This window comes from Turicibacter sp. GALT-G1 (assembly GCF_025594995.1).
In the GTDB taxonomy this organism is placed as follows: domain Bacteria; phylum Bacillota_I; class Bacilli_A; order MOL361; family Turicibacteraceae; genus Turicibacter; species Turicibacter bilis.
Genome location: NZ_JAMQUS010000027.1, coordinates 25,223 through 41,995 on the forward strand (window position 1 = coordinate 25,223; position 16,773 = coordinate 41,995).

Below are 16,773 nucleotides of genomic sequence, written 5' to 3' on the forward strand. Positions count from 1 at the left end.
CCCTTTCAGCATTTAAACTATTTTTTATTTTTCCCTTGCCCTACTGGCTTAGATCCTTTTGATTTTTTACGTTTTGGTTTAGGATTCTTAAACGTACTGTCCGATGGCTTCGATGATTTACGAGAACGCACTGGACGATAATCTTTTGTATTCCCTTTTCTATCTTTCGAACGCTCTTTAGAGCGATTATTTCTTGAAGATGACGTTCCACGCGTATCAATACGTTTGAATCCACGTCTTTGACGACTTTTACTCATTCCAACTAATTGGAAATCAATCGTACGCTCCTCTTTGCTTGCTGCTGCAACGACAACTTTAACAATATCACCTATTTTATAAATGGCCTTTGTACGGCGTCCAATTAATGCTAAGTTATCCTCATCAAATTCATAGTAGTCATCAGTTAAATCATTCACATGAACAAGCCCTTCAATCGTATTCGGTAATTCAACGTACATTCCCCATTTCGTTACCGATGAAACAACACCTTCAAACTCTTCGTCAATAAATTGAGTCATATATTCTGCTTTTTTCATATCTTCTACTTCACGCTCTGCGTCGATAGCATCACGTTCACGTTTTGAGGTTTGTTCACCAATCTCTGGCATGATTGCAGTGTAATAATCTAATGTTTCTTTTGATAAATCTTGATCAAATAAATAGCGACGGATTAAACGGTGAACAATTAAGTCTGGATAACGTCGAATAGGTGATGTAAAGTGAGTATAAAACTCCGCTGCCAATCCAAAGTGTCCTAAACTTTCTTCACTATAGCGAGCTTTTTGTAAAGAACGTAGCATCATGGTATTAATCGCGGCATGTTCTGGTTTTCCATGAACAGCTTCTGTAATCATTTGAAGTGCTTTAGGATGAACATGATCTTTTGTTCCTTTAATTTCATAACCTAAAGCGCGAGCTAATTTGTAGAAACGTTCTAGCTTCTCTGGTTTTGGATGCTCATGGATACGATAAATAAAAGGGACGTCCATCCAGTGGAAATGTTCAGCCACTGTTTCATTTGCTGCTAACATAAAGTCCTCTATAATACGTTCTGCAATTTCACGTTGGCGTAATACCACATCAATTGGGAATCCATACTCATCGACAAGAATTTTTGACTCTTCTAAATCAAAGTCAATTGATCCGCGGTCATGACGTTTTTCGCGTAATATTTTTGAAAGATCATACATTAATTTAAACGTTGGAACTAATGTAGCATAACGTTCACATAATTCTGGATCTTCATCAATTAAAATACGATTCACATGATTATACGTCATACGCTCCGTTGTTTTAATAATTGATGGGAAGATTTCATGACTTACCACTTCACCTTTTGGTGAAATCTCCATTTCACATGTAATTGTCAAACGATCCACTTGTGGATTTAGTGAACAAATCCCATTTGATAAACGGTGAGGAATCATTGGAATTACACGATCAACTAAATAAACACTCGTTCCACGGAAGAAGGCTTCTCGATCTAATGGTGATCCTTCTGTGACGTAATAAGAAACGTCAGCAATCGATACCCCTAATAAATAGTTTCCATTATCAAGCATACGAACATGAACAGCATCATCTAAGTCTTTAGCATCATCACCATCAATTGTTACAATGGTTTCACCACGTAAATCACGACGCCCTTTATAACTTTCTGGGTCTGGTTCATTTGGAATTTCAGCTGCTTGTTGTAATGCTTCCGGACTAAATTCAGGCACGATATCATACTTATATACAACTGATAAAATATCAATTCCTGGATCATTTTTATGACCTAAAATCTCAGTAACTTCCGCTTTAACAACATTGTTTTCTAAATAATCCACAATGCGAACACGAACTTTATGATCCTTTACTGCGCCTTTCGTTTTATTCTTTGGAATGGCTACCACTGCATGATAACGTGAATTATCTGGTTTAACATAACCGACCTGCTTGATTTCATAATACGTCCCAATGAAATCTTTCATTCCACGTTCGAGAACTTGAGCGATTTCACCTTCTAGACTATCTCCTTTAGAAGAAGGTAAGATTTTAACTAAAACTGTATCTTTATGTAAAGCACCATTTAAATCTTCACTACGAACATATACATCATCCATGTCATCAATTTCAACAAATCCAAAACCTTTTGGATGAATGGAAATAATTCCTTTATAATATCCTAAATCACGCGCCAAATCATAGCGATCATTTTTAGAACGAACAACAATCCCTTCATCTTCAAGGGCAACCATTAATTTAACAAATTGCTTAAACGCATCTGTTCCTTCAATTTGTAAATATTCTACTAATTCATCAATCGTCATCGCCTCATACTGGCTTGACCCTAATAATTCTAATACTGTATTGCGCAAGTAGCACACCTCCAACTCATAACTTCTATTCTATCATAACTAAACAAACATTTAACCATTTTTTACTACAATAAGATAAAGTACATCATCTTACTTATCTATCACTAGTTTATACAAATGTGCTTATTTTATATCACTATTATCATCTCTATATGATAAAAATAACCAATATTTACGAAAAGTGACTAATCTCATTACTTAAAATCATTCTGATATAGGGAATTAAATGTAGGCTAAGATCATAGAAATATTAAATCAAAACAATAAAGAACGGCTGAATGATCATCATTTAAACGCTCCTCAAATATACCTTTTATATCTCTTAGACCCTACATAACCTTTATTAAAAATAGACTAAAAATAAAAAAACTCATATTCTAATTGAATATGAGTCATCTATTACTTCATAAAAATAATTAATCCTAAGATTAAGAAAATCACTGAACAGATATATGTCGCACGAACAATATAGGCTTCTGCTCCACGTTCTTTTTGATTTTTAAACAATTCACTATTGCCACCAGAAAGAGAATCACTTAACCCTTGTTTAGAACTTTGTAAGGCTACTAAAATAATTAGGATTACAGAGACAATCATAAATAAAACATCTACAACACCGTATTGAAACATCCTAAACCCTCCTTAGACTATAACAAAACTGTACCATATCCTACATACAATTTCAACCATTATTTAAGGATGCGACAATATAATAGAAATATATTCCAACAATCATTAAAGAAGGTAAAGCGTATAAAATTAAATTCTTAACTTCTTTTCTGACCAGCATATAAGTTAAAATAATCGACTCACTTAATCCAACAATCACAAGTAATGTATTAGAAGTATCCGCAATTTCAAAAATACTCCCCGATAAATAGAATAAATCAGTCAAAGCAATAATGGCGAAATTAAATAAATTACTTCCTACAATATTCCCAACTGCTAAATCATAATTCTTTAAACGAATTAGACTAATCAAGCTTGTCATTTCCGGCAAGGATGTTGCAACTCCTAAGAACATCGCTCCAATAAACGAGGATCCAATTCCCGTTGATTGAGCAATTTTATCTGTTGTAATAGAAATGAACAGACTCGAAAATACAAGAACGATAGCCCAAAAAATAAATTGAAAAATCAATAGAGGTAAAGAACAACATGATTGATCACAGCTACTATTGGCGTCTTCTTCATCTGAGATTAATCTTAAATTAATATAATATAAGATACCGATAAAGATGGATGAAATACCTACATGACCAATGCGCCCCATCGTCAAACTATAAAAACTAAATAAAATAATGAGGTAAATAACCGTACTAATAATATTTGTTTTTGTATTCGATTTTCCAGTATGATTAAATAGCATAGCTTTTATAAAAAACAAATTCCCAACTGCTAAGATAAAAATATTAAATGTATTACTTCCTAAAATATTACCAAATGCTAAATCGGGATTATTTAACATCGTTGTGGAGGAAATACTAGTAATTAACTCAGGAAGCGATGTCACCCCTGCTAATAAAATTCCACCTATTAACGCCCCACCCATTTTTGTTTGTTTATCCAACTCATCCACACAGGATGAGATGCGAATGGATGATACAACAACTATGATTGATAAAACTAAGTATTGTAATAATAATACTCCCATATAACAGATCCCCCTACTACAACTATAATCCTTTTAATGTCTTTAAACTGTATGATAAGGATTCTGACGATATGTAGCCTTCTCATTTATTCTAAATACTCGACAAAAAAAGTTCGCTATACGCGAACTTTTTGCTTCCATTCCTTTAACGCTTCAAATGAATAACGACAAACAATCTTTAAAATCCCTGCAATCGGGATAATAAAAATCATTCCAACGACTCCAAAAATTTGTCCTCCAATAATAATAAGTGTTAATAAGATAATTGGATGGAAATCAATAGATTTTGAAAAGACAAAGGGTTTAATAAAATTCCCTTCAATAAAATTCAAGGCCATCACTCCAAGAACAACATAAACAGGTGTCCAAACTGAAACCATTAATCCAAAGATAGCAGCTGGAATCGTTCCAATAATTTGACCGACATAAGGGATAATATTCAAAAAACCGATTAATGTTCCAAATACGATGGCATTATCTAATCCTATAATTGAAAAATAAATCGAAGCAATGATTGATAAGGCTAATGAAACTAACAATGTCCCAGAAACATAGCCTTTAACTACTTCTTCTGATTCTTTTAATACTTCAAAAACTTTATTCCATTTCTGCTTAATTAAAAAAATCTTAATCTGATCTCGAATCTCATAAAAATTCTTTAAAATATAATATAAAACAACTGGAACTAAAAAAATCATTCCTAGTACTAAGGTAAAACTACTACTAAATGAAGATATCCAATTCCCCATCTGATTTAAGACCTTAGAAAAAATTTCAAATAATTGAGAGTTTTGAGAAAAGAGTTTGCTAAAATCGTACTCATAAAGATTCATATAATCAAATTGCCACGTATCAAGTAATGTCTGAACCTTTTCCATTAATGCTGGAATTCGATTCATCACCTCTTGAGTGTTAACCACTAAATAAGGAATGAGACTAAAAATAGCATAGATAATTGCACCAATAATTGAAATAAATGTAATCAAGATCGAATAAGAACGTTTAATTTTTAACCGGCAAAAGAAATCAACGAGTGGATTTAATAGATAGGCAAAACAAATTACAATTAAAAATGGGCAAATAATCATATTCAACATTGAAAAAACAGGTTTAAGAATTGGGAAAATTAATTTAATAATATGGATAACGACTAGTACACCAATCAAAATAATTAAATAATTAATCCATTTATAATTTAAAGATTCATGTGATGGTTTCATCAGACTCCCCCTTGTTTTAACTATGACTAGTTTATCATACTCTAAATATAATTGTATTATTTTGGATAAAAAATAAGAATATATTTTAAGATAGAACTTCATATATATCTATGAGGTGAAATCTATGTCGCATTTCTAGGATTAACCTTAGCTATCAAAAACTCCGGTACTAAGACATCCATCATACAGATCGATAATAATAGCAGTCAATTTTTTATACTTTCCAAAAATAATTACCTATTATCTAAGACAATAAGATACTTTTATACATAAAAAAACCTCTCTTCGTCGGAGGAAGAGAGGTTTTGATAGAGTCATTCTCTTAAAAAATAATTAAATTATTTTTTTAAGTTGTAGAATGATTTAACTCCGTTGTAAACAGCTTGTTGTCCTAATTCGTCTTCGATACGTAATAATTGGTTGTATTTTGCAATACGGTCTGTACGAGACATAGAACCTGTTTTAATTTGTCCAGCGTTTGTAGCAACTGCGATGTCAGCGATTGTAGCATCTTCAGTTTCTCCAGAACGGTGAGATACAACTGCAGTGTATCCAGCTTTCTTAGCCATTTCAATAGCTTCGAAAGTTTCAGTTAATGTACCGATTTGGTTAACTTTGATTAAGATAGAGTTTGCAACGTTTTTCTCGATACCTTCAGCTAAACGCTCAGTGTTAGTTACGAAGAAATCGTCTCCAACTAATTGCACTTTATCTCCGATTTTCTTAGTTAAGTAATCCCATCCAGCCCAGTCGTCTTGGTCTAAACCGTCTTCGATTGAGATGATTGGATATTTTTCGCATAATTCAGCGTAGAAGTCACATAATTCTTCAGATGTGAATACTTTTCCACCTTCACCAGCTAAAACGTATTTTCCATCTTTGTAGAACTCAGAAGAAGCAACGTCCATAGCGATCATAACGTCTTTACCTGGAACATATCCAGCTTTTTCGATAGCTTCTAAGATAACTTTGATAGCAGCTTCATTTGATTCTAAGTTTGGAGCGAATCCACCCTCATCACCAACTGCAGTGTTTAATCCCATACCGTGTAATACTGATTTTAATGCATGGAATACTTCAGCTCCCATACGGATAGCTTCTTTGAATGTTGGAGCTCCAACTGGCATGATCATGAACTCTTGGAAGTCGATGTTGTTGTCAGCGTGCTCTCCACCGTTGATGATGTTCATCATTGGAGTTGGTAATTCTTTAGAGTTGAATCCACCTAAGTAACGGTATAATGGTAATCCAACGAAATCAGCAGCAGCATGAGCAACAGCCATAGATACACCTAAGATTGCGTTAGCTCCTAATTTTCCTTTGTTTTTAGTTCCATCTAATGCGATCATTAAACGGTCGATTCCACATTGGTCAGTAACATCCATACCAACTAATTCAGGAGCGATGATGTCGTTAACGTTTTTAACAGCGTTTAAAACACCTTTTCCTAAGTAACGAGATTTATCTCCATCACGTAATTCAACTGCTTCGTAGATTCCTGTAGAAGCTCCAGATGGTACTAAAGCACGTCCGAATGATCCACTTTCAGTTGTTACTTCTACTTCAACAGTAGGATTTCCGCGAGAATCTAATACTTCGCGAGCATATACATCAACAATATAAGGCATGTATGACATCTCCTTCTTTTCTAAAATTTTCACACTTCTTATTATAATACATTTTTTTGCATATTAAAGACATTTTTAATTTGTAAACGCTATTTTTTTATAAATTAAACCAATCTAATCTATTCCAAATAACGTTCACATCAGTGATTATGAAAACGAATGTTTTATTTATATGCCGTGAATAATATGAACTAAATAAGCAACTTTTATGCTTCAAATTAAAAAAATAAAAAAATCCAGCATACGCTGGACTCAATTATTCTAAAATGGTGACGAGTGCGAGAATCGAACTCGCGACGACGCATTACCATTGCGTTATTTTACCACTAAACTAACTTGGCTTTTTACAATTACATTTTAACACATTTTACCTATTTTTAAAATAAAAATACTACTTTAACTTAAAATAACTGGCTCTCTTAAATCAAAAGATTAAGATTAAATCATTTAAAGTGCTAGCATAATGAAAGAAACAACTTATTAAATTAGATATCTCATCGGTAAAAACATTTTTCTTATTAGGAAAAATAGCTAATAAATTAAGGAAGGCTCTTATTTAACTCCTATAAACGATGTATAATGTCTTTAACACCTAGTCTTTATTTGATTATGAAGGTAATCAACTGCAGATACGATTCAACTCGACGCTAATATTATTACTTATAAAGACTTAAACGATTTAGAAGTCCTCTACGATTAGTTTGATGGAGAGGTTCGTAAAGAAGAACTTTTTTATAAAGAGATTGGTTACGGATGAAGTCTTATAAATCTTTAAAGAGCTTTATCCCCTTTCCAAATTAAAAAATGAAAATGATTAATCACTATAATAACTCAGATGAGTGATAAATATATACTAACAATAAAAGGCCTTATTTTTAAAAAAATTACAAATTAAGGTTCTGTTTTAAAAGAGTGTTGATATTTCTTTAAAACATACTAATTTACTTAGATCATTGTTCGATAACTACAAGATACAGTAGTTAATATCAATGTTTTTAAATATCAACATTTGTCTAAAACACAGGATAAATTAAAAAGGACGCTGCTCATTAGCAACGTCCTTTTATAACTTATTAAATCAATTATTTAATAATTGATTTTCCTGTCATTTCAACTGGTTGTTCTACACCTAATAACTGTAACATTGTAGGAGCTAAATCTCCTAAGTTTCCACCGTCGCGTAATTCGATTCCTTCTTTAGTTACGATTACTGGAACAGGATTAGATGTATGAGCTGTGTAAGCTCCACCATTTTCATCTTCTAATTTTTCAGCGTTTCCATGGTCAGCAGTGATGATTGCAACTCCACCTTTAGCGATGATTGCATCTACTACTTTACCTAAACACTCATCTACAGCTTCTAATGCTTTAACTGTTGCATCGAATACTCCAGTGTGTCCAACCATGTCTGGGTTAGCAAAGTTTAAAATGATTGTATCATGAATATCTTTGTTGATTTCAGCAACACAAGCGTCTGCTACTTCGTAAGCTGACATTTCAGGTTTTAAATCATAAGTTGCAACTTTTGGCGAGTTAATTAATACACGAGTTGCTCCTTCGATTTCTTTATCTACTCCACCGTCGAAGAAGAATGTTACGTGAGCGTATTTTTCAGTTTCAGCGATACGTAATTGTTTTAATCCGTTTGCTGAGATAACTTCTCCGTAAGTGTTAGCTAAATCTTGTAATCCGAAGACAACTGGTCCTTTAACAGCATCTCCATAAGACATCATTGAGATGAAGTAAACATCTTTAGGTCCTTTAGATGGATCTAATGCTGGCTTACCTTCTTTAGCATAGTTCGCTACGTTTTCTGGATTTGATAAAGCGATTGCGATTTGTTGTGCACGGTCAGGACGGAAGTTAGCGAAGATTACTGTATCTCCATCTTGAATTAATCCATTTGCATCAACAACGAATGGAACAACGAATTCATCTAAGATATCGTTTTTGTAAGAAGCTTCCACACCAGCTTTAGCTGATTCGAATTTTTCACCTGTTCCTTGAGTCATTGCATCGTAAGCTAATTGAGTACGATCATAGTTTTTATCGCGGTCCATTGAATAGTAACGTCCTGAAACAGTTGCTACTTTTCCAATTCCGATTTCAGCTAATTTAGCTTCTAAAGCTTCTACGTATTCTAAAGCTGATTTTGGAGCAGTGTCACGCCCATCTAAGAATGCATGTACATAAACTTCTTTTGCACCTTGAGCTTTTGCAGCTTCAACTAATGCATAGATATGTTCATTGTGAGAATGAATTCCACCTGGAGATAATAATCCCATCACGTGAACTTTTTTATCATTTTCTAATGCATGCTTGCATCCTTCAGCGATAACTGGATCATTCTTTAACTCACCGTTTTTAACTGCTAAGTTAATGCGAGTTAATGATTGATAAACAATACGTCCAGCACCTAAGTTTAAGTGACCTACTTCTGAGTTACCCATTTGTCCTTCTGGTAATCCAACACCTAATCCAGACGCCTCTAATGTATTATGAGGGTATGTATTGAATAAACGATCTAAGTTTGGCATTTTAGCTGCTTTAACTGCATTTCCAGCTGTTTCATCGCGTAAACCAAAACCGTCTAAAATAATTAATGCTACAGGTTTTTTAGTCATAATGTTACCTCCTTCATCTTATCTAATTTATAGTATACTAAACTTTAATTCACAAGTACAAGATTATCACTAATGTAAGCGGTTGTTATTTTTGTGCAAAATCATCTTTAGTATGAGCGAATTATATTATTATATGCAGTTATCATTGTATATAATAAAAACCTTATCCATAATTAAATATTACAAATAAGGCTTAATCTTCTGTTTCTAAGTTGAAACGATTAATAAGAATCATCTCGCTTTAGTTTTAATTTTCTTCTGAACGTTTTTGTTGATTTTCACGAATTTCCTCAGCCATTTCTGATAATTTACGCATACGGTGATTGATCCCTGACTTAGTCAACTTCATCCCGCGTTCCGTAGCAATTTCACTCAAATAACTTAAGTTTTCCTCAGGAAACTCTAATCGCAAATTGGCGACATACTGCAAACGTTCTGGTAACGAATTTATTCCATAAACAAGGTCAATTAGTTCAATATTATCAATTTGACGCTGAGCAGCTGCAATGGTTTTAGTTTCATTCGCAATTTCACAATTATTGAGACGATTCTCTGAATTACGAATATCTCTAAAAATTCGAACATCTTCAAAGTTTAACACTGCATTATACGCTTCAATTGCACGTAAGAAATCACTAATTTTTTCTGCTTCTTTAATATAAGTGATGTATCCTTTTTTACGTTGCAACACACGCGCATTCAAATCAAACACATTTAACAAGTCTTTCAAATCCTCTGCATGCTCTTCATCTAGTGTAAAAATTTCAAAATGGTATGAAGACGTTTCAGGATTATTAACAGAACCACCTGCTAAAAAAGCTCCACGCATATACGCTCGCTTACAACAATCATACTCAATTAAATTTTTAGCAATGCCTAAAACAAATCCCGTATCAGACATAATTCCTAATTCAGTTGCAATGTCACGAGCATTTTTCTTAATGCGAATAATATAAACATTATTCTTCTTAAGTTGCATCTTCTTTCTCGATAATAAGTCAACCTCAGTATCAAATAATTGCTTAATTAATTGTAACGTTCGACGTGCAATAGCTGCATTTTCTGTTGCGAAATCAAGAACTAAACCTTTATTTGATAATGAAATAACTCCATTCATTCGAATAAGGGCTGATAATTCTGCTTTCGCACAACAATCGTCTGACTGGATTTGAACTAATTCTTTTTTCGTTTCAGAAGCGAATGACATTGTATCACCCCTCCCTTTTTTCCTCTATATCTAATAATAACGAAAAGATAGTCGCTGCTACTTTTTTCGTATTATGACGAACTTCACCTACATTATTGTAAGAAACTAAACGACTTTTAATAACTTCAATATTCATTTTATGTAATTTTTTTTCATCTATTAAAACGACATCAGAATGTTGATCACAATAACGCTCATAAGTTTCATCATCAATTTCTTCATCATTCACAATGATTTTATCAATAAATGCATGTCCTGCATGCTCATGAAGTGCAAGCACATGATCAGATGCACTATATCCTGTCGTTTCTCCAGGCTGAGTCATGATATTACAACAATACACGCATTCTGCGGATGTTTTTACAAGTGCTTCCGAAATTTCAACTAGTAACAAGTTTGGAATAATACTCGTATATAAACTTCCTGGTCCTAATAAGACTAAATCGGCTTCCATAATAGCCTCCACAGCCTCATCAAGAGCTCTTGCATCTTCTTTTGTATAATAAACGCGTTTAATTTTTTTTTCGATTGTAGGAATGAGCGATTCGCCTTGAATGATTGTACCATCATCATACTCGGCACACAAGCACAATGGAGTGTTACATACTGGTAACACACGCCCTCTAACTTTTAAAACCTCACTTAATTTTTGAATAGCCGAAGCAAAATCTCCTGTAATATTCGTCATCGCTGCAATTAATAGGTTTCCAGTTGGATGCCCTGCTAAATCTGTCTCTCCCGTAAAACGATACTGAAATAACTCTTGTACAAGCGGTTCAACTTCAGATAAAGCAACTAAAACATTTCGAATATCTCCTGGGGGGGGAACATCAAAATCAGTTCTTAAACTACCCGAACTTCCTCCATCATCCGCTACTGTTACAATTGCGGTTATATCGATAGGGTATCTTTTTAATCCTCTTAAAATAGTTGATAAACCGGTTCCTCCACCAATGACCGCTACTTTTAAATCATATTCTGCCATACTTATTCCCCCTACTTTTTATGCGCACGGTGAATATCGCGGTGTGTTGCATTTGTTTTATAATCATTTTCAAATGCATGTGATAAATATTCCGCAATTGCTACCGAACGATGTTGTCCTCCTGTACATCCTATTCCAATAATCACTTGCGACTTCCCTTCAGCTTTATACTTAGGAATTAAAAATTGTAACAAATCAATTAGCTTGGCTAAAAACGTCGTTGTTTCCTCAAAGCTCATAACATATTCATAAACACTTTCATCTAACCCTGTTTGTGGACGCATTGATTCAATATAAAATGGATTCGGTAAGAATCGAACATCGAACATAATATCCGTGTCAATTGGTGTTCCGTGTTTAAATCCAAATGACATGAAAGTCACACTGAAATAATCATTATCAATATTTCCATACTTTGTAATAATTTGTTGTTTTAAATCTTTAGCTGCTACTCCTGTTGTATCAATCTTGAAATCTGAAATATCTAAGATCGGCTTTAATAATTCTCGTTCAGTATGAATACCATCTAATAAATTTGTATCACGTGATAATGGGTGTGTGCGTCTTGTTTCTTTATAACGCTTGACTAAAGTTGCATCATCAGCATCTAAATATAAAACATGAACATTAACAAAATGACTATCTTGTAAAAAGTATAACATCTCATCAATGGAATCAAAATCTAATGATCTTAAATCAATAACCACAGCTAAATTAACGTCATGCTCACTTGTTCCCATAATCAAATCAGTTAACTTAGGTAACAATTTAGGTGGAAAATTATCAATACAATGATATCCAACATCTTCTAGACTATTTAATACAACACTTTTTCCAGCGCCACTCATTCCAGTTACAATTAATAAATTAATCTTTTTCATCTAGATATACCCTTTCCTCTATTGAAAATATTTAAATCGCTGCTTCTACCGTAACATCATAACTTGATATAATTTTAATTAAATCATACGAAGGTGTGTAAAATTGTGTTGATACCATCGGCCCATTATGACTAATTAAATGCTTAATAATGAAACGATCACCTTCAAACATCGGTAACTCATCAATTTTATCAATATCGTGCCACTCTAACGTTCCCTCACGATTTACCTTATTCAACACGCCAGTTGCATCTGTTCCTTTAATCGTATACAACATCCATTCTTTTTGATTAGATTCTTCTTCAACAACAACTGTTGTCACAGCCCCTAGCTCCACATTCTGTAACTTTAATCCTGTCTCTTCAAAAAATTCACGGCAACCTGTCTGAAGCACATTTTCACTAAACTCAGCTTTTCCACCTGGTAAAAACCACTTTTGTCGACTTTGTTTAAATAAAAGAAGTATCTTATCATCTTTCAATAATAAACTATTTGCTACACGCATCGTTTCACCCTCTTTCATTATGAATATTATAACATATAAATAAGAAAATAGAAAAAATGATAGTGGACTCAAGTGAATGGTATACTTCTCTGTACTATTTACATGTGATTAGAAAAATAATCATACTAAAACAACTATACATTATATGTTAAAATTAATACAATGATTATTCTTTTAACTCAATATCACTAAACAATTTAATATCACTCCAATAACCACACTCAATACGTATAACACGCAAACAATCTTTAAATTTTCCGAGATCGGTCTATTTTCCTTAAATAAAACTAATAAACCTGCTCCTGCCCCTGTACAGAGTCCCGCGACAACTGCTCCAAAACTAATCATCCCTTCAAGGTAAAGCTGCGTAATCAAGATAGATGAAACACAATTAGGAACTAAACCAATAGCTGCTGAAATAAAAGGTTGCCATTTATATGCTCTCAACAACCACTGCTCAAGCACATTCTCTCCAATAACCCAAATAACTACATTCATCAAACAAGTCATAATAAATAAAAAGACAACTACTTTTAATGAACGACGGATCGCACTCATAACTATATTAGATTCATGACAATCACATGCCTTTGAACACTTTAATAAGCTATACGTATTTCTCTTCGGTTTGACATCAAAAACTTTATCCACAAAGCTACCAATCAAAATAGCATAAATAATCTTTACCACTAACAATAAAATAATAAACGCCCCTTGATCCCGATACGTTAACATTAGCGGAATGGCCTCATCAGAAGTTGAAATAAAAACGGATAATAACGTTCCAAGCGTAATGCTCCCAGCTGCATATAAACTTGAAGCGGCTACTGAAGCCCCACATTGAGGAATACATCCACCAATAGCTCCAAGTACCGGACCAAGACGATGATTTTTTAAATACGTTGTTCGTTGATTTCCCATAAATTCAAAAACAACATAAACTATAACCAATAACGGCCATATTTTTAGCGCATCGATGAATGCATCCAATACAAATTCCACTTTATCACTCCTCTTTATCAAAAAATAAAAAAGAAAACTTAGTAATCAAATGAATAGTGATTATAAGTTTTCTTTTTATTACTTTTATTAATTTCTTAATATAAAGGATACATTTAATTTTGCGATGTGTTTGTTAGTTATTAATAATCTCTAATTACTATCGAAGATTTGTTTCAATATATTTGAAAGCAGACTGAGCTGCAATTGCACCGTCATTAACAGCAGTTACTACTTGGCGAAGTTCTTTACTAATAACATCTCCCGCTGCAAATACTCCAGGAACAGGCGTCATCATTGCATGATCAACTGTGATATATCCAGCCTCATCTGTTACTTCTAATTCTTTAATCATATCTGTAATTGGATCTAATCCAATATAAATGAAGGCACCCTCTGCTTCAATATCAGAAACTTCATCTGTTTTAACATTCTTAACTTTTACTGCTCCTAATTTCCCATTCGTTTCTTCAAATGACTCAACAACTGAATCCCAAACAAATTCAATCTTATCATCAGCAAAAGCACGCTCTTGTAAGATTTTTTGAGCACGTAATTCATCACGACGGTGGATAACTGTTACCTTCTCTACTAATCCAGCTAAATAAATAGCTTCTTCAACAGCCGAATCTCCCCCACCAATCACAACAACTTTTTTCCCACGGAAGAATGCTCCATCACAGACAGCACACCAAGAAATTCCACGTCCAGATAACTCACTTTCACCTGGGACATTTAATAAGCGATGTTTTGTTCCTGTTGCAACGATAATTGTTTTCGCACGAACTGTATGGTCACCACAATCAATAATTTTTGTTCCGTCCTCAGCAACTGTAACATTTTCTACATTTCCATATGCATATTCTGCCCCTGCCGCTTGAGCATGTTCAAACATTTTCATCGATAAATCTGGACCCGAAATTTTTTCAAATCCTGTATAGTTTTCAATCTCAAATGTATTCACCATTTGGCCACCTGGTGCTCCACGTTCAATCATCACAACAGATAAACTAGCACGAGCTGCATAAATAGCTGCTGTCATTCCTGCAGGACCAGCGCCGATAATCGCTAAATCATAAATCTTTTCCATTCTAAACACCTTCCTTTTTCACAACATTTAGTAAGTCTTTTGCTTCATTTATTATATAAGTAGGATTATAGGTTTTCAAATAATCTGCACCTCGCATCGCCCACCCAACTGCAACACTTTTAACTCCTGCGTGGTTCGCACATTCAATATCATGTGAATTATCGCCAACCATCAAACATTCATCTCGATTTAAATGATAATATTTTAAAACTGTTTCAATCGGTTCAGGATGTGGTTTTGGATGAAGAATATCGTCAGATGAAACAATTAAATCAAAGTAATCAAACATCTTCAGGCATTTTAATCCTTTAAGCGTCATATCACGCTTCTTTGAGGTGACGATGACTAATGTTAATCCTAATCCTTTTAAACTCTCTAGCATTTTAATAACACCTGGAAAGACTTCAATCATCTCATCATGATTATTTTGATAATATTTACGATAACATTCAACAAACTTTTCCGGATTTTCCGGACAATATTTTTCACCTGTCTGTTGAAGCGTTGGACCAATACAATCGATAATCTCTTCATCACTCAATGTGCGATCAGAAAGGAGTTCTTCAAACGCTTGGCAAAAAGAATTAAAAATAAGATTATTCGTGTTTAATAGCGTTCCATCTAAATCAAACAAAATAGCTTTTAGCATTTGTTCCTCCTCGATTATTAATCTCTATCTTATCATATTTTATTTTTCTACTCTTTATGACTGTTTTTCACATAGAAACTTTGATATGTTATTAAGTTCTTCTTGGCAAGGCGTCTATATATGACAAGAATCAGAACTAATACAATAGTTGTAATTGAAATAAATTGGGCCATACGAATTGATTCTGTTAACATTAGGCTGTCAGTACGCATCCCTTCAACCATATATCGTCCAATGGAATACCAGACCGCATAAAAAGCTGCAATTTCTCCCACTAATAATTTCGGTAACTTTCTTAAAACAAAGACAATAAATAAGAATCCGACCATATTCCATAACGATTCATATAAGAAGGTTGGATGATAATAGGCTTCATTAATATACATATTATTTACAATAAAATCTGGAATAAACAAAGATTGTAAAAATTCACGTTGAGCATCTAAGGTAGCCCCAGGAACAACACCCCCATGAGCCTCTTGATTCATAAAGTTTCCCCAGCGACCAATTGCTTGTGCAATGATAAAGCTAACTGAAGCAATATCTGCCACTAGCCAAAAAGAAACTTTACGTTTTTTACAGAAGAAATATCCAAAGATAAAGGCTGCAATAATGGCTCCATGAATCGCAATTCCACCTTGCCAAATCTTAATAATATCTTCTGGATGTGACGAATAGTAATCCCAGCTAAAAGCAACATAATAAATTCGTGCTCCTATAATAGAAATAGGTAACCCGTAAGTAACCAAATCATAAAAGAATTCTGAGTTAATTCCCATTTTCTTTCCTTCTCTAATAGCTAAGAAAAGACCTAAAGCTACGCCGGACATAATGAATACGGCATACCAGTAAATTGTTATTGGCCCTAGTTGTAAAAACACACGATTTAAAGGTTCAATCGTTGAATGATCCACACCTATCTCCTCCATTTTTAATTAGTTTAAAAGTGAGGCTCCTATGTCCTCACCTGA

The 16,773-nt window shown here is 33.6% G+C and carries 14 protein-coding genes and 1 tRNA gene; all 15 read right to left on the bottom strand.

The window, feature by feature from the left end:
• Positions 1-17: 17 nt before the first annotated feature.
• The gene (gene rnr / locus NEH74_RS05515) at positions 18-2,360 is read right to left on the bottom strand and encodes a ribonuclease R (protein ID WP_055241959.1); all 2,343 of its coding nucleotides are present in this window, start codon (positions 2,358-2,360) and stop codon (positions 18-20) included.
• A gap of 399 nt (positions 2,361-2,759) precedes the next feature.
• On the bottom strand, positions 2,760-2,990 hold the full coding sequence (gene secG, locus NEH74_RS05520; RefSeq protein ID WP_055241961.1) for a preprotein translocase subunit SecG: 231 nt from the start codon (positions 2,988-2,990) through the stop codon (positions 2,760-2,762).
• A gap of 52 nt (positions 2,991-3,042) precedes the next feature.
• Complete coding sequence (locus NEH74_RS05525) at positions 3,043-4,014, bottom strand: sodium:calcium antiporter (RefSeq protein ID WP_055304836.1); 972 nt, start codon at positions 4,012-4,014, stop codon at positions 3,043-3,045.
• Positions 4,015-4,130: 116 nt separating this feature from the next.
• Positions 4,131-5,234, bottom strand: a complete 1,104-nt coding sequence (locus tag NEH74_RS05530; protein WP_055304834.1) for an AI-2E family transporter — start codon at positions 5,232-5,234, stop codon at positions 4,131-4,133.
• A gap of 338 nt (positions 5,235-5,572) precedes the next feature.
• Positions 5,573-6,862: a phosphopyruvate hydratase gene (gene eno / locus NEH74_RS05535; RefSeq protein ID WP_006785196.1), complete on the bottom strand. Its 1,290-nt coding sequence runs from the start codon at positions 6,860-6,862 to the stop codon at positions 5,573-5,575.
• A gap of 267 nt (positions 6,863-7,129) precedes the next feature.
• Positions 7,130-7,203 (bottom strand) — tRNA-Thr (locus tag NEH74_RS05540).
• Positions 7,204-7,944: 741 nt separating this feature from the next.
• The gene (gene gpmI / locus NEH74_RS05545; RefSeq protein WP_055276022.1) at positions 7,945-9,486 is read right to left on the bottom strand and encodes a 2,3-bisphosphoglycerate-independent phosphoglycerate mutase; all 1,542 of its coding nucleotides are present in this window, start codon (positions 9,484-9,486) and stop codon (positions 7,945-7,947) included.
• A 247-nt stretch (positions 9,487-9,733) separates the two neighbouring features.
• A complete protein-coding gene (gene whiA / locus NEH74_RS05550) occupies positions 9,734-10,693 on the bottom strand; it encodes a DNA-binding protein WhiA (protein ID WP_055276020.1) in 960 nt (319 codons plus the stop codon).
• Between the two features lie 4 nt (positions 10,694-10,697).
• Complete coding sequence (locus NEH74_RS05555) at positions 10,698-11,678, bottom strand: uridine diphosphate-N-acetylglucosamine-binding protein YvcK (RefSeq protein WP_055304832.1); 981 nt, start codon at positions 11,676-11,678, stop codon at positions 10,698-10,700.
• An 11-nt stretch (positions 11,679-11,689) separates the two neighbouring features.
• Positions 11,690-12,559, bottom strand: a complete 870-nt coding sequence (gene rapZ, locus NEH74_RS05560) for an RNase adapter RapZ (RefSeq protein ID WP_055276016.1) — start codon at positions 12,557-12,559, stop codon at positions 11,690-11,692.
• 31 nt (positions 12,560-12,590) lie between these two features.
• A complete protein-coding gene (locus NEH74_RS05565; RefSeq protein ID WP_055241975.1) occupies positions 12,591-13,064 on the bottom strand; it encodes an NUDIX domain-containing protein in 474 nt (157 codons plus the stop codon).
• 174 nt (positions 13,065-13,238) lie between these two features.
• Positions 13,239-14,066 carry a putative manganese transporter gene (locus tag NEH74_RS05570; protein ID WP_055304830.1) on the bottom strand — a complete coding sequence of 276 codons (828 nt, stop codon included), beginning with the start codon at positions 14,064-14,066 and terminating at the stop codon, positions 13,239-13,241.
• 157 nt (positions 14,067-14,223) lie between these two features.
• Positions 14,224-15,153, bottom strand: a complete 930-nt coding sequence (gene trxB, locus NEH74_RS05575; RefSeq protein ID WP_055241979.1) for a thioredoxin-disulfide reductase — start codon at positions 15,151-15,153, stop codon at positions 14,224-14,226.
• Between the two features lies 1 nt (position 15,154).
• Positions 15,155-15,802: a pyrophosphatase PpaX gene (gene ppaX, locus NEH74_RS05580; RefSeq protein ID WP_055304828.1), complete on the bottom strand. Its 648-nt coding sequence runs from the start codon at positions 15,800-15,802 to the stop codon at positions 15,155-15,157.
• A gap of 47 nt (positions 15,803-15,849) precedes the next feature.
• Positions 15,850-16,716, bottom strand: coding sequence for a prolipoprotein diacylglyceryl transferase (lgt, locus tag NEH74_RS05585; RefSeq protein WP_055241983.1), 867 nt, complete (start codon positions 16,714-16,716; stop codon positions 15,850-15,852).
• Between the last annotated feature and the right edge of the window lie 57 nt (positions 16,717-16,773).